Source organism: Brevibacillus sp. (assembly GCF_003521185.1).
GTDB lineage: Bacteria > Bacillota > Bacilli > Brevibacillales > Brevibacillaceae > Brevibacillus > Brevibacillus parabrevis.
In genome coordinates this window covers 121,285-140,652 of record NZ_DOTK01000026.1, presented here as the reverse complement: position 1 = coordinate 140,652, position 19,368 = coordinate 121,285, and the positions used below count along the sequence as shown (strand labels likewise).

23 protein-coding genes are annotated in these 19,368 nt (G+C 49.2%); 16 read left to right on the top strand and 7 right to left on the bottom strand.

The window, feature by feature from the left end:
* Positions 1 to 122 precede the first annotated feature (122 nt).
* Positions 123 to 1,502 (bottom strand): MocR-like pyridoxine biosynthesis transcription factor PdxR, encoded by a 1,380-nt coding sequence (pdxR, locus tag DEP07_RS06425; RefSeq protein WP_173596534.1) that lies wholly within the window; start codon positions 1,500 to 1,502, stop codon positions 123 to 125.
* Between the two features lie 48 nt (positions 1,503 to 1,550).
* On the opposite strand from pdxR, the gene DEP07_RS06420 reads away from it, so the two are divergent.
* The 7 genes from DEP07_RS06420 (at position 1,551) to DEP07_RS06390 (ending at position 6,083) form a co-directional block, all read left to right on the top strand.
* The gene (locus tag DEP07_RS06420; protein ID WP_338076096.1) at positions 1,551 to 2,006 is read left to right on the top strand and encodes an FMN-binding negative transcriptional regulator; all 456 of its coding nucleotides are present in this window, start codon (positions 1,551 to 1,553) and stop codon (positions 2,004 to 2,006) included.
* A gap of 69 nt (positions 2,007 to 2,075) precedes the next feature.
* Positions 2,076 to 2,714 (top strand): LysE family translocator, encoded by a 639-nt coding sequence (locus tag DEP07_RS06415; protein WP_173596535.1) that lies wholly within the window; start codon positions 2,076 to 2,078, stop codon positions 2,712 to 2,714.
* Positions 2,715 to 2,779: 65 nt separating this feature from the next.
* Positions 2,780 to 3,169, top strand: coding sequence for a hypothetical protein (locus DEP07_RS06410; RefSeq protein ID WP_173596536.1), 390 nt, complete (start codon positions 2,780 to 2,782; stop codon positions 3,167 to 3,169).
* 327 nt (positions 3,170 to 3,496) lie between these two features.
* Entirely contained in the window at positions 3,497 to 3,916 is a 420-nt protein-coding gene (locus tag DEP07_RS06405; RefSeq protein ID WP_122965352.1) for a MarR family winged helix-turn-helix transcriptional regulator, read from the top strand.
* Between the two features lie 25 nt (positions 3,917 to 3,941).
* On the top strand, positions 3,942 to 4,583 hold the full coding sequence (locus DEP07_RS06400) for a nitroreductase family protein (protein ID WP_122965353.1): 642 nt from the start codon (positions 3,942 to 3,944) through the stop codon (positions 4,581 to 4,583).
* A gap of 31 nt (positions 4,584 to 4,614) precedes the next feature.
* Positions 4,615 to 4,911: a putative quinol monooxygenase gene (locus DEP07_RS06395; protein WP_122965354.1), complete on the top strand. Its 297-nt coding sequence runs from the start codon at positions 4,615 to 4,617 to the stop codon at positions 4,909 to 4,911.
* 794 nt (positions 4,912 to 5,705) lie between these two features.
* Positions 5,706 to 6,083, top strand: a complete 378-nt coding sequence (locus DEP07_RS06390; RefSeq protein ID WP_173596538.1) for a hypothetical protein — start codon at positions 5,706 to 5,708, stop codon at positions 6,081 to 6,083.
* 420 nt (positions 6,084 to 6,503) lie between these two features.
* On the opposite strand, the gene DEP07_RS06385 is transcribed toward DEP07_RS06390, so the two are convergent.
* The 3 genes from DEP07_RS06385 to DEP07_RS06375 all read right to left on the bottom strand — a co-directional run bounded on the left by DEP07_RS06385 (position 6,504) and on the right by DEP07_RS06375 (position 8,481).
* Positions 6,504 to 7,142, bottom strand: a complete 639-nt coding sequence (locus DEP07_RS06385; protein ID WP_217021293.1) for a FusB/FusC family EF-G-binding protein — start codon at positions 7,140 to 7,142, stop codon at positions 6,504 to 6,506.
* Between the two features lie 170 nt (positions 7,143 to 7,312).
* A complete protein-coding gene (locus tag DEP07_RS06380) occupies positions 7,313 to 7,627 on the bottom strand; it encodes a CD3324 family protein (RefSeq protein ID WP_267901847.1) in 315 nt (104 codons plus the stop codon).
* A 284-nt stretch (positions 7,628 to 7,911) separates the two neighbouring features.
* Positions 7,912 to 8,481 carry a DUF4269 domain-containing protein gene (locus tag DEP07_RS06375; protein WP_122965359.1) on the bottom strand — a complete coding sequence of 190 codons (570 nt, stop codon included), beginning with the start codon at positions 8,479 to 8,481 and terminating at the stop codon, positions 7,912 to 7,914.
* A gap of 126 nt (positions 8,482 to 8,607) precedes the next feature.
* Between DEP07_RS06375 and DEP07_RS06370 the strand changes: the two genes are divergently transcribed.
* Positions 8,608 to 9,093, top strand: a complete 486-nt coding sequence (locus tag DEP07_RS06370; RefSeq protein WP_173596541.1) for a DUF456 domain-containing protein — start codon at positions 8,608 to 8,610, stop codon at positions 9,091 to 9,093.
* 47 nt (positions 9,094 to 9,140) lie between these two features.
* On the opposite strand, the gene lexA is transcribed toward DEP07_RS06370, so the two are convergent.
* Positions 9,141 to 9,764, bottom strand: a complete 624-nt coding sequence (gene lexA / locus DEP07_RS06365; RefSeq protein WP_063228476.1) for a transcriptional repressor LexA — start codon at positions 9,762 to 9,764, stop codon at positions 9,141 to 9,143.
* A 312-nt stretch (positions 9,765 to 10,076) separates the two neighbouring features.
* Here lexA and yneA point away from each other — a divergent pair, with 312 nt between their 5' ends.
* From yneA to DEP07_RS06345, 4 genes are all read left to right on the top strand, one after another.
* Complete coding sequence (gene yneA, locus DEP07_RS06360) at positions 10,077 to 10,412, top strand: cell division suppressor protein YneA (RefSeq protein WP_173596542.1); 336 nt, start codon at positions 10,077 to 10,079, stop codon at positions 10,410 to 10,412.
* Positions 10,413 to 10,504: 92 nt separating this feature from the next.
* The gene (locus tag DEP07_RS06355; protein ID WP_063228478.1) at positions 10,505 to 10,702 is read left to right on the top strand and encodes a DUF896 domain-containing protein; all 198 of its coding nucleotides are present in this window, start codon (positions 10,505 to 10,507) and stop codon (positions 10,700 to 10,702) included.
* A gap of 96 nt (positions 10,703 to 10,798) precedes the next feature.
* Complete coding sequence (gene crcB / locus DEP07_RS06350; protein WP_173596543.1) at positions 10,799 to 11,164, top strand: fluoride efflux transporter CrcB; 366 nt, start codon at positions 10,799 to 10,801, stop codon at positions 11,162 to 11,164.
* 37 nt (positions 11,165 to 11,201) lie between these two features.
* Positions 11,202 to 13,442, top strand: a complete 2,241-nt coding sequence (locus DEP07_RS06345; RefSeq protein WP_217021284.1) for a HelD family protein — start codon at positions 11,202 to 11,204, stop codon at positions 13,440 to 13,442.
* Between the two features lie 59 nt (positions 13,443 to 13,501).
* Here DEP07_RS06345 and DEP07_RS06340 read toward each other — a convergent pair whose 3' ends face one another.
* Positions 13,502 to 13,804 (bottom strand): HesB/IscA family protein, encoded by a 303-nt coding sequence (locus DEP07_RS06340; protein ID WP_063228481.1) that lies wholly within the window; start codon positions 13,802 to 13,804, stop codon positions 13,502 to 13,504.
* A gap of 131 nt (positions 13,805 to 13,935) precedes the next feature.
* On the opposite strand from DEP07_RS06340, the gene ltaE reads away from it, so the two are divergent.
* From ltaE to DEP07_RS06325, 3 genes are all read left to right on the top strand, one after another.
* Positions 13,936 to 14,973, top strand: coding sequence for a low-specificity L-threonine aldolase (gene ltaE / locus DEP07_RS06335; RefSeq protein WP_217021282.1), 1,038 nt, complete (start codon positions 13,936 to 13,938; stop codon positions 14,971 to 14,973).
* A gap of 249 nt (positions 14,974 to 15,222) precedes the next feature.
* Positions 15,223 to 16,866 carry a peptide ABC transporter substrate-binding protein gene (locus tag DEP07_RS06330; protein ID WP_373926284.1) on the top strand — a complete coding sequence of 548 codons (1,644 nt, stop codon included), beginning with the start codon at positions 15,223 to 15,225 and terminating at the stop codon, positions 16,864 to 16,866.
* A 139-nt stretch (positions 16,867 to 17,005) separates the two neighbouring features.
* Complete coding sequence (locus DEP07_RS06325) at positions 17,006 to 17,200, top strand: hypothetical protein (RefSeq protein ID WP_063228484.1); 195 nt, start codon at positions 17,006 to 17,008, stop codon at positions 17,198 to 17,200.
* A 21-nt stretch (positions 17,201 to 17,221) separates the two neighbouring features.
* Here the strand turns inward: DEP07_RS06325 and DEP07_RS06320 are convergent, their stop codons facing one another.
* Positions 17,222 to 17,956 (bottom strand): alpha/beta hydrolase, encoded by a 735-nt coding sequence (locus tag DEP07_RS06320; protein ID WP_122965366.1) that lies wholly within the window; start codon positions 17,954 to 17,956, stop codon positions 17,222 to 17,224.
* Positions 17,957 to 18,281: 325 nt separating this feature from the next.
* Here DEP07_RS06320 and pdhA point away from each other — a divergent pair, with 325 nt between their 5' ends.
* Positions 18,282 to 19,367 carry a pyruvate dehydrogenase (acetyl-transferring) E1 component subunit alpha gene (gene pdhA, locus DEP07_RS06315; protein ID WP_122965367.1) on the top strand — a complete coding sequence of 362 codons (1,086 nt, stop codon included), beginning with the start codon at positions 18,282 to 18,284 and terminating at the stop codon, positions 19,365 to 19,367.
* Position 19,368: the final 1 nt, after the last annotated feature.

Sequence of the window (19,368 nt, the reverse complement as noted above, 5' to 3'; positions counted from 1 at the left end):
CACAAAAAAATTTACATTCCCCCTCCTGCGGGTCACTTGCGTTTTCATCAACAATTCGAATGACCGATGGTGTTACGGGGCAAAGGAGGGCGTTTGCAAAAATGGCACCCCAGTGATTTGTGCTATAACCAAGCCCGTTTTAACAACTCCACGCCAAGCTTGACTTCATCGCATGACAAGTTGCTGAACCCAAGTCTAATGATAGGCTCTGCGGTCTTGTTTTTCAAAAAATAGAGGGAAGTAGGATAGACTTTCACTCCCAGAAGGGAAGCTTGCTGAATGAGCCATTCCTCTGAACGCTCCAAGTGCACTTTGACCAAGACGTACAAGCCAGACTGCTCGCCAATGACAGTGATGTTGTGCTGGAAATGATTCCGTAATTCAGAAACGAAGTGCTGCATTTTGCGCTTATAAACAAGCCGCATTCGTTTAATGTGGCGATTCCATTCGCCTTCTTCCATAAATTTTGCCATAGCGAACTGGCTCAGCAGCGACGTCGTGCTCTCGAAATGTGCGAAGTGCTTTTTATAGCTGTCTAGCAGTGGCTGCGGCAACACCATGTAACTTAAACGTATGCCTGGCAGAAAGCACTTGGAAAAATTGCCAAGGTAAACAACTCTCGCGGAATCGATGGAAGCGAGAGCGGGGAATGGCTGTTGGGTATAGCGAAATTCACTATCGTAATCATCTTCAATAATGTACCCTTGCCGCTTGTTTGCCCAATGGATCAGCGCATGCCTTTGTTGAATGGTCATGCTTACTCCGTATGGACTGTGGTGGGACGGAGCCACATAAATTAATTTTGATTTCGTATGTGCCAATTGGGAAAAATCAGCGCCTGTCTCATAAACGGGTAACGTTTCCAGCGTAAAACGATTTAATTGAAAAGCTTCCCGAGCGCCATCATAGCCAGGGTCTTCCACAATGATGCTTGAGAAATCACGTTTCAGGACAAGACTTAAATACAGCAGCATTTGTTGGGTACTGCTTCCGATGATAACGGCATTCGGATCTGTGCGTACCCCGCGAGACTGGAGCAAGTAAGCTGCGATTTGTTCGCGCAAACACCGTTCGCCAAAAGGTTCTCCGTAGCGATAGGTGTCTTTTGCCGTTAAGATTTGATTCGAAATTCTTCTCCACGCTTTTACAGGGAAGTGCGTCTGATCGACGACATCTGCGCGGAAATCAATGCGAGCAGATGGTATCGGCTCTGCTTGCCTGTGATGAGGCGTGCTGTGAGTTGCTTGAAATAAAAGGGGCTCTAGCTCATTGACAAAATACCCTTTTCGACCTTCGCTACGTACATACCCTTCGGCAACAAGCTGTTCATAAGCCAGCAAGGTCGTATTGCGGCTGACATGCAAAGAATCGGCAAGCTGGCGGATGGAGGGCAAAGGCTCACCCGCCTTTATGTCGCCTTGCTCAATAAATGCTTTAAATTTTTCGTAGATTTGTTTGTATTTAGGAGAGTGATCCTGGAAGGTAAAAATGGTATTTTTCATCTATATCCCTTCTGACATGTACATTTACTCCGTATTGTATCTTTTTTTATGTCAGTTTGTATTTTATTGTTTGCTCATCGGGCAGTTATTTTGCATACAGAAAGGATGAGCATGGTGTACACTCCGAAGCAATATCGCATGAATCATGATGAGGCGGTTCAAATGATGAAGACTTCCCCGTTTGCCTTGCTGATTACGGTGGAGCAACAGCGCCCGTTGGCTACGCACATTCCGGTGGAGATTCGCGAAGAGGAAGGGAAAATTTATGCCACGGGGCACATCGCATACGGCAATACGCAGAAAAAAACGTTGAAAAACAATCGTGATGTCTTGCTGATTTTCCAAGGACCACACACCGACATTCAAGGGGCAGCCAAAATGAGTCAAAATCGCAACAACACCGATTACAAATCGATTGTGGGAGAGCTTGAAAAGTCAAATGATCAAGAGGAAAATCTCGTTGCTGAATGGCTGCGTGAGCAACGGAAAGAGTTATTTAAATAATTGGCCTGAAAGTGCTTTACGCAAGCCCAAGCAGATCGTGTACAAACATACAGCAAGGAGTTGCAAGTCATGGAATTTTCAACGGTTTGGCTGTTTGTAATTGCTGCCGCTACCTTGTTAATCATACCTGGACCTGCTGTGTTCTACATTATGGCAAGAAGTATAGATCAAGGCAAAAAAGCGGGCTTGGTATCGGTTCTCGGTGTATCTTTTGGTGGTTCTGTCCATGTGATCGCGGGAGCAATCGGAGTTTCTGCGATCCTGATGACGTCAGCAACAGCCTTTCATATCGTGAAATACGTGGGAGTTGCCTATCTGGTCTATCTCGGGTGCAAGACTTTGTTTTCCAAAGCGGATCGAACAGACGCAGAGATACCAAAAGCCCCTCGCAAACAGTTAGGGAAGATTTTTTGCGAATCCGCCATCGTGGAAGTCATGAATCCGAAGACAGCGCTCTTTTTTCTAGCCTTCTTTCCGCAGTTCATCTCACCTTCTGCTGGCTCCGTTACCGTACAGTTTTTGCTTTTGGGAGCGATATTTTTGATCCTGGCTTTGATTAGCGATGGGCTGTATGCGGTTCTCGCAGCAAGTATTCGCAAGCGGATTGTGGGCAGAACAGCGAGTTCCAGGTTAGTGAAGCGGATAACCGGCTATTTTTATATGGTTCTAGGGATCATTTCCGCCTTTGCCAGTCCTGCCAAAACATAAGAGCATGATCGTGTTGTGAGGCAACAAATGACGTTTCTGCCAAAAATGAAAGGGAGAGATCAAGGATGCCTAGATTTATCGCGGAAGATGACTTTTGGTCGCTATTTCCCCAGGCCAAAATAGGCGTCGTTATTTGTCAGGGGATTGATAACTCTATCAAAAACGTTGAAGTTTACGAGAAGCTGCTACAGGAAGCAGGGAAAGAAGCGCAGCAATTCCTCAAGTTGGAGGAATTGAGCAGTAATCCGGTCATTTTGGTTTGGCGCGAGGCGCAGCGGACGATGCTAACCGAAAAGACGAAAAATGCTTTCCTCTGTATGGAATTAGTCGATGAAACGAGAAGCGATGAGTTTCATAGAGCGCTAAAAGAATTGTCTGATCTCGTCTCCCGCCATCTTGGCGGTACGGTGAAGCTGGAAGTATTGGACATCCATAACAGGGAAATGGCCATTTGAAACTAAGTGTTAAAGACGTGGAATCAGGATGTTTTTCAACCGAGATAGACAAACATGCGGCTGCGTCCCGCATAAAAGAAAAGCTTGTCAGAACTCTCAATCGACCTCGCTTCGGCGGGGTTTTTGCGTTAGGCAATGCCAAAAAACAACGCGAAGCATATTTGCGCCAGGCTAAAAGTTGCAATGGCGAGTGCATGATGGTATATTAATTGAAGTATCAATGATTGATGGGTCAAGTAATTGTCAGCCACTAACTGCATGCTGCTGAATTTGCTCATCCACACGCATGATCCGTATCGATTTACCAGCCCCCGGGAGGCATTTTTCATGACATACAAGGAGTTTGAAGAAGAACAAATTCTCAGCTTGCTCATTGGTTTAACCAATAAAATCAGCCCGAAATTCGAGCGCTGTACCGGAATCAGTTCGACTCGTCTCGCGATCTTGCAAATGTTGTGCGAGCGAAGCGAAATCAATCAGTCCCAACTGCAAAAGCACATCGACATCGATGGTGCGGCCATTACACGGCACTTGAAGCAACTGGAAGCGGATGGCATGGTGATTCGCTACAAAAATCCAAATGATAACCGCGAAACGTTCGTGCGCTTGTCCGACGAAGGGATCGAGCGGATTGAAGGGTACAAAAGCGAGAAACGGATTTTTATCCAGCAGATTTTGGCGGGATTCAGCGAGGAAGAGACGCGGGTCCTGGCTGATTTTCTCAAACGGATGCAAAACAACATTTGATCGATCAGAAAAGGAGTCTGTTACTATGGTGCGCACATTGCAAAAGACAAACGATTTTCGGGAAATTACATTTGGCCGTCGCTCTGTCAAACTGTATGACCCGGAAGTCAAAATCAGCAGGGAAGAGATGACCGAGATTTTAGCCGGAGCGACGCGTGCCCCATCTTCGGTCAATATGCAGCCATGGCGTTTCGTCGTGATCGAAAGCAAGGAAGGGAAAGAAAAGCTGGCCGAGCTGGCTCGTTTCAACAAGACGCAAGTGCTCACTTCGTCTGCGGTCATTGCCGTATTCGTTGACATGAACAATGCCGCATACATGGATGAGATTTTCGGAAAAGCGGTCGAGCTTGGTTACATGCCGCAAGAAGTGAAAGATATGCAGCTGCAAGCGGTGAAACCGTACTACGCGAATCTGTCGGTTGCTGATCTGCGGGACGTCAATTTTATTGATGCGGGACTCGTATCGATGCAACTGATGCTCGTTGCCCGTGCTTTTGGCTATGACACCAATCCGATTGGCGGCTATGAAAAAGAGCAAATCGCCGAGGCATTTGATCTGGACAAGGAACGCTATTTGCCGATCATGTTAATCAGCATCGGCAAAGCGGCGAAGGAAGGGCACCCGTCTTATCGATTGCCGGTGGAGACAGTGACCACCTGGAAATAATCCAACTACGTTTTCGAAAGGGAGAAAAAACATGCTGATCATTCATGCGCATCTGCAAGTAATTCCTGCACAGGAAGAAGCATTTTTGCAAGCGGTCAAAGGGCTGGTTGCTGCCAGCCAGGCGGAAGCAGGCAATCTCGGATACGTTCTGATGAAAAGCACGGAGCAAGAGCATTGCTATACGATGGTTGAGAAGTGGGCGGATGCTGCGGCAGTAGCGGCGCACAATGCAAGCGCTCATTTTCAGGCGTTCATCAAGCAAGCACCAGCTTTTGTTTCGGCACCGATGGAAGTGGAAGTATTCGCAGGCGAGCCAGTGAAGCTGTAAATCAGTCTGGAAAAGAAAAACAGCAAGGGTGATCCTGGGAGCTGACTCCAGGTGATCAGCTTTGCTGTTTTTTTGCATGACGGGAAGACATTGCGGTGGAAAGCATAGACCCGAAAAAAAAGACCCCACTTCTGGGGTGTAAATCCAATGACCCGTTGATGGAGGGGAGTTAGGAAACGCTTATTTCGAAGCAATCTGAGACAGTCCCACCTTTTCCGTCATGAGCGGTGACTTTCACGATAGCGTAATCTGAATGACCCGAAATGGTATGGAATACAATTTTTCCATAGTTAGGGCTAGTAACGACATCGTTGAAAGTGTAAACAAAGCCCGATCCCCGTTCAAATTGAATGGTAAAAGTCAGGCTATCTTCATCGGGATCAGCAAAATAATCGGTAAGGGAAACAGCCTCATGGGTTCCGGTAGGAGGGATAGCGAGATCAGGTATTCCCGAGCCTACAACAACCGGGGCTTGATTGCTATTCTCGACTTCTTCCCTGCTGTTTTGGAGGGATTTCGTTCGAGCCTACACCGTGCAGGCGACTTTCATCGCACACGGCGTTCCATCAACGGATAAGAATGGAGGAAAAGGAACAACGGGCACTATCATCGTACACCGCCTATGTCAAAATTTACACCTTTTCTTTCCATTTCACCCCAAAAAGCAAGCAATCACCAAAAGTTTGGGGAAAAGTATCCATTAAGACACAGGAGTCGTAATACATATAGACCCAGGCAATCTCGGTTCACAAGATGGAGAACAGGTCCGGAAAGATTTGAAATGGGGGGGTCTGATGAAAAAGCGGTTAGTAGTAAGCGGATTGATCCTTGTCTTTGCTTGCGCTTTCGTATTCGACAACAAACTTTACTATCCGCCACTCCCAATAGAAAGTATGAGCAAAAAAGCGGTGATAGAAAAGCTGAATGACTCTGACAAACCAATCGTTACATTATCGAACGAAAACGGTCAACAATGGTATATCATACGCGAACGAGATGCATCCGCAGCTGATGAGTTGATTAAGAAAATGGTCAGTCAAAAAGGATGGACGTTCCGACAAAAAGAAGGTAGTGGCCTCTTCTTTGAAAAACAAGGAGAAAATTTGATTGTAACTACCCAAAAGTGGACGGGTGACTATGTGTTAGTGAAAATTCCGGCCCCTTTTTCATGACTAAACGCGGTTCGCTTTCCGGTTATTTATGAGGCTGTCTGCTTATGAGTGATGAAGAGATAAAAAAATTAACCCCTACCTAACTTTCGATAGGAGACGGCAGAGAGGCAGGCAAAGTATAGTAAAAGTACCCGAAAGGAACATCCTCGCTTTAGTTGATGGACGCCATCTTCGATGAAAATCGCCCTCCTCGTGGCGTATCCTGTGTGGAAGGAACCATCTCTCCGTGCACCTTCCACACAGGAAGCGGGCTTATAATGGATTCCATTTGAGAGAATCAGATACAACCTCTCGCCCGCTTGCCATCAACAACCCCTTGAGCTGCACGAGGGGTTCATTTTTTTGCCAAAACAGCTCCTTGTTCATGAATGAGAACAAGGAGCTGTCATCGTTTTTGCCCAGAAAGTTGCTGTTGGTCCCTCATTTGATCATGAGAGCTAAAAACTCGTGCAGTTTATCCAAAGAGCGGATGTTTTGATTGCAGGTTGTGCTGTCTTGGCATAAATAGTTTCCTTTTTTCAAATACGTGCCGTCACTTGAACCGCGTGCTTCCAGGACGAACATGCCGATGTCGGAAACTTTGTTGCAGATGGCACAGATGCCTTTCTTCGCTATGGGCGTAAAAGTGCCGTGGATACCGATCAGCTTGTCGGGGTAGTTGGCGATGATAAATTTTTTATCAGAACCGTTGTCGAACCAACTGATGTACGACAACTCGGCATACGGAAGCTCGGCGGCTACTGGTGGCTTGAGCTTCTTGATCTTCGGGTACATTTTTTTGATCGCTTGCTCGGTAACAGCGGGAAACGGAACAACATAAGGCGACAAAGACAGCAGAAACTGTTTGGCTTCGTTCTTTTCTTTCAGCGAACGGATTGGCGCAAGTAGTTGTCTTTGTTCGTCAGAAAGATCAGCGAACAGCTGAAAAACCGCTTCCTGCGCAATGTCTTTTCGTGCCCGGATGACGTTCAAATCCGTGCTGCCCGTATACGCATTCAACAAGTTTTGCACCTGCCATTTGATAAAGTTGTAGTGGTGGGGAAAAATAAACGGTTGCATGTGATCGTGTACCTCCTGTATGTGTCCGCTGCGCTGGTGGAAGAACGCAGCAGTTTTGTCTCTTTTACTTTAAAAGCAAACGGCTGCGCTTGATAGGGAGAGAACGATTCTAAACAAAACTCGGCATAGAAAAAGCACTGATCGTCCTGGGGACAGATCAGTGCCTGAGTCTATTTGACATATACGATTTTTTTGATCGTTTCGATCGAGAGAAAGTACTGTTCGGCCAGCTGTGGAATGGACACACCTTCGCGAAAAGCGTTGCGGATCAGGTTGTTCCTTTCGTCCAGCTGTTTTCTTCCGCCAGAGCGGGTTCCCCATTTATAATGCGTGGTTTTTGACTTCGGGATATAGATGGTTTCCCCCTGCACATACTTCTGGATTTCTGCAATCAGGCTTTCTGGCAGCATATTGGCTGCATTCGCATATTTCATTTTCGCTCGCTCCTTATTTTGGCATTCAAATAAGGGGCAAAGCCGGAAAATAAAAAATGAGATACATAACGGTAGGCGATGTATTGTCTAAACGACTGTCCACCTCATGCAAAGTATCGCCTTTTTATTTCCAGGCTTTGCATGAGACGCTGCAGTATCTGGCAAACTGAATCCATTCACCAACCATACACCCCCTCGATCACGATTCATACCTTCCTGTGCAGTACGCAAACTCTGCGCAGTTCCTTCCATTATAGATCATCTTGCAGCGATTTTCATGCGCAGATGTTTGCGAGCGCTTTGCCAAGTTACTCAAAAAACACGATCTTTGCGGCTTATCGGCCGACGATCAGGTCAAGCAACTGATCATCTGTCCATGGCTCCAGCGCAAGCAACGCTTGGTACGGGTCAGCTCCCGGGATGTGAAAGTAGGAGGCAAAAGCTGGCTCTGTCTTCAAGCCGTTTTGCTTGAGCTGGCGGATGTGCTGCCGCGCTTTCGGTCCTGCCAGTTGCAGCAAGCGATGTTCGATGATCATGTGCCGATACGCGTTTTGTTGTTCGACGGGGCGCGGTTGGGCAAAAAGCTCGAACCAGAAGCCGTGGGCAAAAAAGGAGACAAGACATGTGGGCACAGCTTGTACCGGCATGCGGGCTTCCTGGTATTCTTCGCAGTCTGCGTAAAAGCTGCGGGCGATCTCGGCGAACAGCTCAAGATCGTAGCATTCGCAGACGATGTCCAAATCGCTGTCGCCAATATCGATGTCGAGCGGAATCGTTCCGGCGAGCACCGGATCAAAAGCTTGCAGGCGTTGCAATACCGCGCTTTGTTCGATGGCTCGTGCGGCTGCTTGCTGTTTTGCTGTACCGTTTCGCAAATAGGTGAGATCACGCCAGTTTCTCGTCATAGAAAACTCCTGTTTCGTTCGGTATTTGCAGATGTTTGTCGCAACAAGTATGATAGATTCGCGAAAACAAGTGTGCAACAAAAATCGCTTTTGCTCGTATTACCTATGTGAGGGGAGTGCATGCAGATGGATATTTTACTCTGGATCGTTGTTTTGGTGCTATTCGCGCTCAGTATTGCAGGTATATTTTTGCCTGTGTTACCCGATACGATTTTGCTGTGGGCAGGCTTTTTGCTCTACCACTTTTTCATAGCAGATCCGGGAGCGGGGTTGCCAGCGTCCTTCTGGTGGGGAATGGTGGTATTCAGTATTTTGCTGTACGGCGCTGACTTGTTGACCAACATGTATTTCGTGAAAAAATACGGCGGCTCCAAATGGTCGTCGGTGGCGGCTGCCGCAGGGATTTTTCTCGGGATTTTCGTGTTCCCGCCATTTGGGATGATCATTTTGCCGTTTGTCTTCGTCGTGCTGGTGGAGCTGTTGGTGCAGAACCAGCCTTTCGAGCGGGCGGTCAAAGCGGGCTTTGGCTCCCTGATCGGCTTTTTGGGAAGCGCAGTAGTCAAAGTAGTGTTGCAGGTGACCATGATTATCTGGTTTTTCCTCGCCAGATAGAGAGAAAAAAGGACAGCGATGGCTGTCCTTTTTTGTATGTCGCGAAATTAGTGAATGAGGCGGTAGACGCCGATGACTTTGCCGAGAATGGAAACGGCGTCCAAAATGATCGGTTCCATCGTGGCGTTCTCAGGCTGGAGACGGAAGTGGTTTTTTTCTTTGAAAAAGCGCTTGACGGTTGCTTCGTCTTCTTCGGTCATGGCGACAACGATATCTCCGTTGTTTGCTACATGCTGCTGGCGCACGATGACGTAGTCTCCGTCGAGGATTCCGGCGTCGATCATACTGTTTCCGGACACGCGCAGCATGTACACCTTGTCTGAAGTCACGATATTTTCTGGAAGCGGGAAGTATTCCTCTACGTCCTCAATCGCCGTGATCGGTTGCCCGGCGGTTACTTTCCCGATGACAGGAACGCGGACAACGGAGTCTTCGAAGTTGTCCTGGAAGCGATCTTCTTCAGACAACAGCTCGATCGCGCGCGGTTTGGTCGGGTCGCGGCGAATCAGGCCTTTCTTTTCCAGGCGGGCCAAGTGGCCGTGTACGGTAGAGCTGGAAGCCAGTCCGACAGCTTCGCCGATTTCGCGCACAGATGGAGGATAACCTTTGTCGCGAACTTCCTTCCGAATGAATTCGATGATGGCTTGTTGTCTGCTAGATAATTTTGACATAAAAAGACACCCCTGATTTCTCGAACATATTTTCCTATATTATACCATGGGAGCTTGCGTTCGACAAACATAAGTTCGATAAAAAGGCGAACAGGAATTTTTGCCCGAAAGAACGTTTCTTGTCGAATGGTTGGTGCGAGCCAGAAGCATGGCTGTTCGCGGATTGTCCCATACCAAAAGGGGAATTGGCCATCTTGCCGTCACCTGCGTGAATTTTGCAAAGGGGCAGGTTTTCGTATTGACATGAACATATGTTCTCATTTATGATTAGGGTACGAACTTATAGAACGTATGTTTGCAGGAGGTTATCCCATGAATGTCATGTCTATTCCTAACCGTTTTGAAAAAGAATCGTCCCGTCGCGTCCGTTTTGGTATTACCAGAGGCCAAGCCCTGTTGTTCCTGATTACGTTTTCTCTCTTTTTTTACTTGTTGACCGAACTGGTGTTTGCTTCTTCGCACGCTGAGCCGCTAAAAGGAACAGAAGTGACGGTTCGCGACGGTGACAGCTTGTGGACCATTGCAGTCCGCCATCAAACGGAGACGGTCGATGTACGCGATCTGATCCAGGATATTAAAGAGGCGAACGATCTGCAGAGCAATCTGATTTATCCGGGACAGACCTTGCTCATTCCCGATCCGAAATGATAGAAAGCACTTGCCGGTTCGTCTCCATCTTGCGAGTTCGCCCTGATGTGATATAATTAAACGGCATTACTACTGGGTGGGAGGAACCGTACGTGGTATCTGACGCGGAAATCAAACGAATCAACGAACTGGTCAAAAAATCGCGCGAGGTTGGTTTGACCGATGAGGAAAAGCAAGAGCAGCAAGCTCTGCGACAAAAGTACATTGATGCGGTCAAGGCATCGCTGAAAGCGAATCTCGATTCCATCCGTTATGTGGAAGATCTTGAAGAGAATCGTCCCAAACATTAAGCTCACTTGTATTGATAAGGCAGACATCCTTGCTTGACGCTCGGGTGTCTTTTTGTTCCTTATGACTATCAGGTATTCGACAGAGGAGGAAAACAGATGGCGTGGGTGGCTGTAGCGGTAGGCGGTGCTGTCGGTTCATTGTTTCGCTATTGGTTGTCTTTGGCGGCGAATCAGCCGGGGTGGCCAATCGGCACCTGGTTAGCCAACATCATCGGCTCATTTTTGATCGGCGTGTTGTTTGTGATCGGCAAAGAGCGGGGAGGCATTTCTCCCGAAGTGTATATTTTGTTTACCACAGGGGTTATGGGTGGCTTCACGACGTTTTCCACCTTTTCTCTGGAGGTTGTTTCTTTTTGGGGCGACGGGCAATGGCTGCGCGGGACGCTGTATGCACTCGCGAGTATCGTGGTCGGGCTGTCCTCATGCGCCGTAGGGATTTGGCTTGCCCGGCAAATGCAATAATAAAAAATAATGGATAAAGCTGAGAGGGGGGATGGGTGTGAGTACCCAGCACCGCGATTACGAAGCAGAACAAAACAAGCTGAAAGAGACGATTGCGCTCATTGACGACGAGATTGTTCAACTGCGTGAGGAAATTAACGAAGCAACCGATGACTATGTGAAACAGGTCGTGAACTACAACAAGGCCAAAGATTTGCGGTATCTGGAAGATCACGGGCGAGACAAACCGTATTTCGGACGTGTGGATTTTCTCAAAGACGAGATTTACGAGCTGGATCAGGTGTATATCGGAAAACGCGGAATTGTCCGCAGCGATACGTTCGATTCGATTGTCGTGGATTGGCGAGCGCCCATTGCCAGTCTCTATTACTCCGGAGAGAGCAAGGATGCGTTTTACCGGATGGGGCGCGAGATTGTTCGCGGAGAGGTGCGGTTGAAGCGCAACTTTGCGATTGAGGACGGAGAGATTGTCGGGATTTACGATGGAGCGGTGAAAGAGACGATCAATCGGGAAATGGGGCATCCGGACGAGTTTTTGCAGGAAGGTTTCATCGACGAGTTTTTGAACGCGAATTTGAATATGGCCAATGACAGTCGCTTGAAAGATATCGTGGCGACGATCCAGTCAGAGCAAAATGAGATCATCCGTGCGGAAAAAGATCGGCCGATCGTCGTGCAAGGGGTGGCAGGTAGCGGAAAGACGACCATCGCCCTGCATCGGCTGTCGTACTTGATCTACAACTATCAGGATACGATGATGTCGAAAAAATTCATGGTGTTCGCGCCAAACCGGATGTTTCTTACGTACATATCAGAAGTGCTGCCTGAACTCGGCGTCGATGATGTCCAGCAGTCGACATTTGTGGATTGGGCGGCGCGGCTCGTCAAACCGCTCATGCCAAAAGGCTGGCGGATCGTCAGTCCCGACAAGCCGTTGCAGCTGTTTTTTGAGGAAGGTCAGGATCAGCGTGAACAGGAGATTACTCGCAACAGGCTGCGCTTCAAAGGCTCACTGGCGTGCAAGGAAGCGATGGAGCAATACATTCGCTACGTGATTGAGACGAGAATCCCTTTCAAGAAACTGAGTTTTCTTTACAACAAAACAAAGCAAGTCTTCTCCATTCCGGGAGAGACGATCCGGCAATTTTTCCTGGAGCAGTTCGGGGCGTTGCCGTACCAGCGCAGGGTAGACGCGCTGCGCAAACATTTGAAGCAGGAAATGAACAAGCAGCTGTTTTCGCATTTGCGTGAACGAAAAGTCGATCTCGACAAGCAAGGGCTGGCCAAATTTGAAAAAATGCTGGAACAGATTTTGGATACATACCTGGTCAGCTTTCCACGTCTGGATATTTTTGCGGCGTATCGGGAGTTGATTGCAGATGAGGAATTGCTGCGCAAGCTTGCTCCGGCTGCGATCCCGGACGAGGTGATCCGTGATGTCAGCACCTCTTCTGCCGCACTGCTGGAACAGGAGCGCCTGGAGCCGGAAGACATCGCGCCGCTACTGTACTTGCAGCATATTATCGAGGGCATGAACAAAGCGGAGCATTTTGATCATACGGTTGTCGATGAAGCGCAAGATTTGAGCGCATTGGAGGTTGCGGTCATCGGGCTTGCGACGAAGCGAAATTCCATGACCATCGTTGGCGACATTGCCCAAGGCATCCACAGCTATCGCGGCATTCACGCGTGGGAAGAGCTGACGCAAGGCATTTTTGAGCAGCTTCGTCCCGCCTACTATACGCTGGCACAAAGCTATCGTTCGACGATCGAAATCATGCAATGCGCCAATGAGGTGCTGCGACAGATTGATCTGCCGGAGACGGTTCTCGCCAAGCCGGTTTTGCGTCATGGGGAAAAGCCGGTGATGGTTCATGCTCATTCAAGAACCGAGCTGTGGGACGATATTCGTTCGCGAGTCTCCGTCTTGCAACAGGAAGGCTTTCAAACGATTGCGATTGTCACCAAAACGATTTTGGCGAGCAAAAAGGCACACAAGGTTCTTGCCGAAAGCATCGCCGATCTGACGCTTCTCGGCAGCAAGGACAACCAGTTTCCGGGCGGCGTAACGGTAATGCCAGCTTATTTGACAAAAGGCTTGCAGTTTGACGCCGTGATTTTGCTCGATGTTGCATCTTATCAAAACAACGAGTGGGACGCGAAGCTGTTGTACGTGGCGATGACAAGACCTGTCCACCGGCTGGTGATGACGCAGATGGCAGGCGAAGAAGCGCCGCTTTTAGCTAACCTCGCACAAGAACTGTATACGCAGGCGTGAACAGGAAAAATCCCCTCTGACTGAATAACAGCAGAGGGGATTTTTGCTGGCTGAACCGATTAATGGTCGCCTGTATTTCCTTTGGACGGATTGGTGATGACGAAGCCTTCCTGTGGCAGGAACAAGTAGTCGATGATGATGCCATCGAGCAATGGCTCGTCTTTTTTCACGATGACGTCAATTTCCTTGTCGGTGGAAACAACTACATCTTCTTCGGTTGGCTTGTCCAGAGCAAGACCGTAGTGCGCATGGTCACCGTGCGCGTGAGTGATATAGGCACGCAGCTTCAGGTCTTTGTCTGCTTCTTGTTCCATGATTGTGCCGAGCTGCTTCGCTGCATTTTTGGTAATCTTTACCTTCATAGGTCAAGTCTCCTAACTGTATGTATGTGAGTTTCTTCTCCATCTTAGCAAAGAGGGAAATGCAGATGCAATGTGGAAAGTGTTCTGGGTGATAGAGTTGCTAGACAAACTTGCGAAAAGGGGACGCTTTCATGAAGATTGATTTGCGCAGCGATACCGTCACAAAGCCGACTGAGGCGATGCTTCGGGCCATGGCAGATGCCGAGGTGGGCGATGACGTTTACCGGGAAGACCCGACCGTTAACCGACTCGAACAGATTGCAGCCGAGCTGCTGGGGAAAGAAGCGGCTTTGTTTGTCACAAGCGGCACGCAAGGCAATCAGGTTGCCGTGTTGACGCACTGTGTGAACGGCGATGAGGTCATTGCGGAAGCGGATTCTCATATTTTTTATTACGAAGGCGGCGCGATGTCGGCTTTGGCTGGTGTGCAGACACGGACGCTGGCGGGAGAACGGGGCGCCCTGCGTCCAGTAGATGTGGAAAAGGCGATTCGCGGCAACAACATTCATTTTCCGCGCACGAAGCTGATTTGTATCGAAAATACACATAACCGGGCGGGCGGCGCGGTCGTTACGATCGAGCAAATGAAGGGCGTGCATGAGGTAGCGCAACAGCACAACATCCCCGTTCACTTGGATGGCGCACGACTGTTCAATGCGGCGGCAGCTCTGGGCGTGCCTGTGTCTGCGCTTAGCCAGCATACCGATACCGTCCAAGTCTGTCTGTCCAAAGGCTTGAGCGCACCTGTAGGCTCTCTTTTGGCAGGGGATCGGGCCTTTATCGAAGAAGCGAGATGGTGGAGAAAAAAACTCGGCGGAGGCTTGCGTCAGGCAGGGTATTTGGCAGCGCCGGGAATCGTGGCTTTGACACAGATGACGGAGCGGTTGACGGAAGACCACGCGCGTGCGCAACAACTGGCTGAAGGGTTCCGCAAGCTGTCGCTCGAAGTGGAGCCTGTCGAGACGAACATCGTGCTGGTGAAGACGGATTCGATCCGGGAGACGGCAGTTGCCTTTTTGCAGCGTCTTGCAGACAAAGGAGTCCTGGCAGTCGACTTCGATGAATACGTGATCCGCTTTACCACTCATCGCCACATTGATGAGCAGCAAGTAAAGCGGGTGCTGGAAATCGTGGAAGAACTCATTGGCACGGCGAAGGTTTCGGGATAAATGTTGCGGGCACCAATCATGGGCAAAGCCAGTCTGCTTGAATCGGGGAGCGGATTGGCTTTTTCTGATTGCACCGTTCACTTGCGGCCGACTTTCGACAAATTGTACAAAAATTTTCGGAATAAAGAGAATATTTTTAACCAAGTCGTCCAGTTCCTTTCTCACTGTAATGCGATAGCATAATGATGAGTTGGAGCCTATCTTTCAGTCATCATCGCGAACTCGATACAGACGAGGGGGATGCCAGATTTGAAAAAGCGAATGGGCGCACTTTTGGCTAGTTTTCTGATTTTTCAATTAGTAACTGGATGTAGCACAGCGCAGCCAACAGCTACAGACAACAATGGAACCGAAGCACCCAAAACAGACACAGCCAAAGCGAAAGAAATGGTCCTGAACTGGAACGCAGATGGGGGAGAACCGCCTACGGCCGACCCGGGACTTGCTTCAGATGGAACTTCTTTTGACGTCATTACGGCCTGTTTCGAGGGTCTGACACGCTATGGGACGGACGGGAAAATTGCGGGCGCGATGGCTGAAACGTATTCGGTTTCGCCAGATATGCTGACGTATACGTTCCAACTGAAAAAAGACGCGCTTTGGTCGAATGGAGATCCGGTAACGGCACACGATTTTGAGTTTGCCTGGAAACGCAATCTCGACCCGCAAACAGGATCGGAATACGCCTACATGCTTTATTTCATCAAAGGAGCGGAAGAATTTAATACAGGCAAAGGCAGCAAGGATGATGTCGGGGTGAAAGCGATCGACGATCATACCCTGGAAGTCAAGCTGAACTCGCCAGCGCCGTTCTTTTACGAGCTGACAGCTTTCCCGACGCTGTTCCCGCTGCACAAAAAAACAGTGGAAACTAACCCGGCCTGGGCGGCATCTCCGGAAAATTACATCGGAAACGGGCCGTTTAAAATGGAAACGTGGGAACACAAAAACAAGCTGGTTTTGGTCAAAAACGACAACTATCACGACAAAGGTGCAGTGAAGCTGGACAAGATCGTCTGGAGCATGATTACCGATACCAACACAGCGCAAGCTCTGTTCGATTCGGGCGATCTGGATTGGGGAGGCCATCCGACGTATACGCTCCCTGTAGATTTGCTGCAAAGCTTGCATGACGAAGGCAAAATTGTCCTCGATCCGTATCCGAACACAGTAGCCGTGACATTCAACACCACAAAGCCACCTTTTACGAACAAAAAAGTTCGTCAGGCGTTCTCGTATGCGATTGAGCGTCAGCCGCTGGTGGATGGCATCGTCATGCCGGGTGTGCCCGCTGCGTATGCCTGGGTTCCGCCGTCGATGAAGCTCAGCGGCAATGATTATTTCCAAGAAGATTCGGCGAAAGCCAAGCAGCTTTTGGCGGAAGGCTTGAAGGAGCTGGGGCTGACAGCGATGCCGGAATTTACTTTCTCCTACGGAACAGGGGATGACAGGCAAAAGAAACTGGCGGAAGCGCTTCAGGATCAGTGGAAGAAAAACCTCGGCGTAGAGGTGAAGATCAGCGGGTTGGAAGAAAAGGTGTTCCTGCAAAACAAGCGCTCCAAAAATTATCAGTTTGCCTATCGGAATTGGGGAGCGGACTTCAACGACCCGATCAACTTCCTGGAGATTTTCAAAGACAAGACAGTCGGAACGAATGACGCCGCCTGGGAAAATGAACAGTACCGCAAACTGATCGTGGACAGCTATCTGGAACTGGATACAGCGAAGCGCAATGCGATCATGCAGCAAGCCGAGCAAATTTTGATGGACGAGATGCCGATTGCCCCGATTTACTATGGCGTGCGCCCGTACATTCAAAACGACAAGGTCAAAGGTCTGCTTCTGAATCCGTTCGGCGGCAGAGACTTTAAATACACTACCGTAGAAAAGTAAACGAAAAAGGCAGGAACCCCCTTTGTGCCAACGATCAGACCGGCGGCATGAAGGGGGTTTTCTCTGTTCAGCGCGTGTAATTCCGCACACCCAAAGAAATACTATAGCCATTGACTATGGAAGGAAATGAGGGATAGACATGATATCGGCCAAAGAGCGTGAGAGACTGCAGAACCAGATGAAACGCGATGAGAGCAAGATTGTCAACATTGTGCTCCAGGATGCCCGCCAAGTGGCAGGGGAGATTGAAAAAGCCACCCACCAAGGGATTTTCATGGTAGATGGCCGTTACTACGGATATGAAGACATCAAGGAAATCAACGGTTCACTCTAAACAGCGGATGTGCGTGTCCGCCTAAATCAGCGGCGGCGGAAAAAAGTGACGCAAAGCATCGGGGAGTTCTTTTTGCCACAAGCCCCAGACGTGGTTGCCCGGTTTTTCCGAATAGGACAGGCTGGCGTTGCGGTCAGTGAGCAGTGTTTTTGCTTCCCGGTTCCATTGAACGAAGTCGAACGTTCCGATATGGGTTTCTACAGCGGTTTCATCCAGTCCCACCACCATCCAGAGCCGCAGCCAGGAAAGGTCTCCGCTGTTTTGGATGGCCGCTTGTGTCGGCTGGAAAAAGGCTCCTGACAGGGCAAGCACTTGGGAAAACAGTTCGGGGTGGTCCAGTGCGAGGTGCAAGGAAACCGTTCCTCCGAGCGAATCGCCCGCGAGCACGCGGGAAGCTTTGTCGCGTCTTACGGGATAGCGCTCCTCGATGTACGGCAGCAGCTCCTCGCAAAAAAAGCGTTTGTACGCTGCATTTTTTGCGCCTACAGGCGAATATTCACTCGTCCGTTTGCTGCGATCCACCGAGACGCCGACGACGAGGAACGGTTCGATGCCTTCTTCGAGAATCAACTGGTTGGCGATGGTGGCAATCCGCCCCATCGTAAAGAAATCGTTTCCGTCCTGACAATAGACGACAGGGTAAGAAAGCAGTTCATTATAGCCCGGCGGGAGGTACACTTTGACCGAGCGGGGAGTGTCTACGTGGACGCTTGGGACTTCTTCTTTTATGATTGTTCGTTTTACATAATCAGACATCGATTTACACTCCTGTTTGCTCAAATGTAAAACTAAGCCTTGAAAAAAACTGATACAGCTTATATAGTAAATGATAACAGAGAGGAAATAAACCCTGTAATATCAATACTATAACACGTTAAACAGACATTTTGTCTGCAATATAACAGGGTTGTGCGGACGGCGCTGTAAGCCCTTTCTTGCACACACAAACTTTCTTCTGCTTTTTATCAGGGGACACTTCCGACACGTTTCGTCTTCCTTGTCGATTGAGCACTGGCTCAGTTGCGTGGGACATGGCGAAGCAAGCAAGGAAGCCCCTTATTCTAGTGACGAGGTGAATGTGATGAGCGTAACCACTGCTGTTGAACAAACAGAGAACAACGCCCCGCTGCAAATTCTTGCTCCGGACGGTACGGTTGTTCGTCCTGACTTGATGCCTAAGCTCTCCGATGATGAACTGCGTGAACTGATGCGTAAAATGGTCTTTACCCGTGTGTGGGACCAACGCGCTATCAGCTTGAACCGCCAAGGTCGTCTGGGCTTTTACGCGCCTGTAGCTGGTCAAGAAGCAAGCATGATCGGTTCCGAGGCGGCTCTGTCCAAAGAAGACTTCATCCTGCCAAGCTACCGCGACATTCCGCAAATGGTCTGGCACGGTTTCCCTATGCACAAGGCGTTCCTCTACTCCCGCGGACACATCGAGGGTGGACGAATCCCTGAAGGCGTAAACGTTTTGATGCCACAAATCATCATCGCAGCACAATGTACACAAGCGACAGGCGTGGCAATGGGCTACAAGCTGCGCGGCGAAAAGCGCGTTGCGATCAACTACTTTGGTGACGGGGCAACCTCCCAAGGTGATTTCTACGAAGGTATGAACTACGCAGGTGTTTACAAACTGCCTGTGATCTTCTTCTCGCAAAACAACGGTTATGCGATCTCCCTGCCGTTCGAAAAACAAACGGCTTCTGAAAATATCGCAGTCAAAGCAGTTTCTGCCGGTATCGCAAGCGAGCGTATCGACGGCATGGACATCCTCGCTGTTTACTACGCAGTTCAAAAAGCGAAAGAGCGCGGTGTTAACGGCGAAGGCGCGACTTTGATCGAGGCGCTGACATACCGTTATGGTCCGCACACCATGGCTGGTGACGACCCAACTCGCTACCGTACTGGTGAAGAGCAAAGCGAATGGGAACTGCGCGACCCATTGATCCGCTTCCGCAAATTCCTGGAGAGCAAAGGTCTTTGGAGCGAAAAAGACGAAGAAGCTGTCATTGAAGAAGCGAAAGCAGCAGTTGCAGACGCAATCAAAAAAGCGGACGAAACTCCGAAAATGAAAGTGACTGAACTGATCGATGTAATGTTTGAGACACTGCCGCCTGCACTCGAAGAGCAAAAGGCAGAATTCCTGGCGAAGGAGTCGAAATAAG

Excerpts from the sequence above, each read along its gene's own strand:
- DEP07_RS06370 (WP_173596541.1), top strand. The coding sequence starts at position 8,608 with ATGGATATTTTACTCTGGATCGTTGTTTTGGTGCTATTCGCGCTCAGT.
- ltaE (WP_217021282.1), top strand. The coding sequence starts at position 13,936 with ATGAAGATTGATTTGCGCAGCGATACCGTCACAAAGCCGACTGAGGCG.
- lexA (WP_063228476.1), bottom strand. The coding sequence starts at position 9,764 with ATGTCAAAATTATCTAGCAGACAACAAGCCATCATCGAATTCATTCGG.
- DEP07_RS06405 (WP_122965352.1), top strand. The coding sequence starts at position 3,497 with ATGACATACAAGGAGTTTGAAGAAGAACAAATTCTCAGCTTGCTCATT.
- DEP07_RS06390 (WP_173596538.1), top strand. The coding sequence starts at position 5,706 with ATGAAAAAGCGGTTAGTAGTAAGCGGATTGATCCTTGTCTTTGCTTGC.
- DEP07_RS06320 (WP_122965366.1), bottom strand. The coding sequence starts at position 17,956 with ATGTCTGATTATGTAAAACGAACAATCATAAAAGAAGAAGTCCCAAGC.
- DEP07_RS06415 (WP_173596535.1), top strand. The coding sequence starts at position 2,076 with ATGGAATTTTCAACGGTTTGGCTGTTTGTAATTGCTGCCGCTACCTTG.
- DEP07_RS06375 (WP_122965359.1), bottom strand. The coding sequence starts at position 8,481 with ATGACGAGAAACTGGCGTGATCTCACCTATTTGCGAAACGGTACAGCA.
- pdxR (WP_173596534.1), bottom strand. The coding sequence starts at position 1,502 with ATGAAAAATACCATTTTTACCTTCCAGGATCACTCTCCTAAATACAAA.
- DEP07_RS06400 (WP_122965353.1), top strand. The coding sequence starts at position 3,942 with ATGGTGCGCACATTGCAAAAGACAAACGATTTTCGGGAAATTACATTT.
- DEP07_RS06410 (WP_173596536.1), top strand. The coding sequence starts at position 2,780 with ATGCCTAGATTTATCGCGGAAGATGACTTTTGGTCGCTATTTCCCCAG.
- DEP07_RS06325 (WP_063228484.1), top strand. The coding sequence starts at position 17,006 with ATGATATCGGCCAAAGAGCGTGAGAGACTGCAGAACCAGATGAAACGC.
- crcB (WP_173596543.1), top strand. The coding sequence starts at position 10,799 with ATGGCGTGGGTGGCTGTAGCGGTAGGCGGTGCTGTCGGTTCATTGTTT.
- DEP07_RS06385 (WP_217021293.1), bottom strand. The coding sequence starts at position 7,142 with ATGCAACCGTTTATTTTTCCCCACCACTACAACTTTATCAAATGGCAG.
- DEP07_RS06340 (WP_063228481.1), bottom strand. The coding sequence starts at position 13,804 with ATGAAGGTAAAGATTACCAAAAATGCAGCGAAGCAGCTCGGCACAATC.
- yneA (WP_173596542.1), top strand. The coding sequence starts at position 10,077 with ATGAATGTCATGTCTATTCCTAACCGTTTTGAAAAAGAATCGTCCCGT.
- DEP07_RS06420 (WP_338076096.1), top strand. The coding sequence starts at position 1,551 with ATGTCAGTTTGTATTTTATTGTTTGCTCATCGGGCAGTTATTTTGCAT.
- DEP07_RS06395 (WP_122965354.1), top strand. The coding sequence starts at position 4,615 with ATGCTGATCATTCATGCGCATCTGCAAGTAATTCCTGCACAGGAAGAA.
- pdhA (WP_122965367.1), top strand. The coding sequence starts at position 18,282 with ATGAGCGTAACCACTGCTGTTGAACAAACAGAGAACAACGCCCCGCTG.